The sequence below is a fragment of the Oleiphilus sp. HI0043 genome (genome assembly GCF_001634935.1).
In genome coordinates this window covers 1-763 of the sequence record NZ_LWEY01001930.1, presented here as the reverse complement: position 1 = coordinate 763, position 763 = coordinate 1, and the positions used below count along the sequence as shown (strand labels likewise).

The following is a 763-nucleotide window of genomic DNA, read 5'->3' as shown; positions in this document are numbered from 1 at the left end:
CAGTACGAAGTGCAGATTATTCGAGACGGTAGTTCTTTCGCAACACGGCGAGTCATTGCCCGGCAAGACGACAAAGAGATTTTTACCCTCAACGCTTCGTTTCAAAAAGATGAAGCGGGTTCAGAACACCAGTTTGATATGCCCGAAAGCAAGTCGCCAGAAGAACTGGCTTCCGAGCTGGAAATACGTCGTCGCTTTAAGCACCTGATACCTGAAAAACTTAGGGAGCAGTTCACCCGCGATAAACCAATCGAAATCAGACCAGTTAAGCCAATTGACTATACCAACCCGGATATTCGTCCACCCTATAAGCAAAATTGGTTTAGAGCGGTGGCATCAGTCCCCAATGATCTATCATTACACCATTGCCTTCTGGCCTATGCCTCGGACTTCGGCCTGCTTGGTACTAGTATGCTGCCGCACGGTTTGAGTTTTATGCAAAAAGGCATGCAAGTTGCGAGTCTTGATCATTCGATATGGTTCCATCGCCCTTTCAAGGTTGATGAATGGTTACTTTACGATATGGATAGCCCTAGTGCGTCAGGCGGAAGAGGCTTTAATCGAGGGAATATTTTTAACCAACAAGGTGAGTTAGTTGCTTCAGTATGCCAGGAAGCATTGATTAGAAAACGTAGTTAAAACTGCAAATGCGTGACGCCTTGCTAGGATACGTCACGCGTATCGCTTTCAGACTTATCAAGCCACTGAAGTAGCCTCTCCATCGGCAAAGGTGGGGTTAGTAAATAACCTTGAACAGAATCGC

1 protein-coding gene is annotated in these 763 nt (G+C 46.3%); it reads left to right on the top strand.

What is annotated here, in order from left to right; translation table 11 throughout:
- On the top strand, positions 1–639 hold a 639-nt coding region (locus A3729_RS29810; RefSeq protein WP_082882211.1), incomplete at its 5' end, for an acyl-CoA thioesterase II.
- Positions 640–763: the final 124 nt, after the last annotated feature.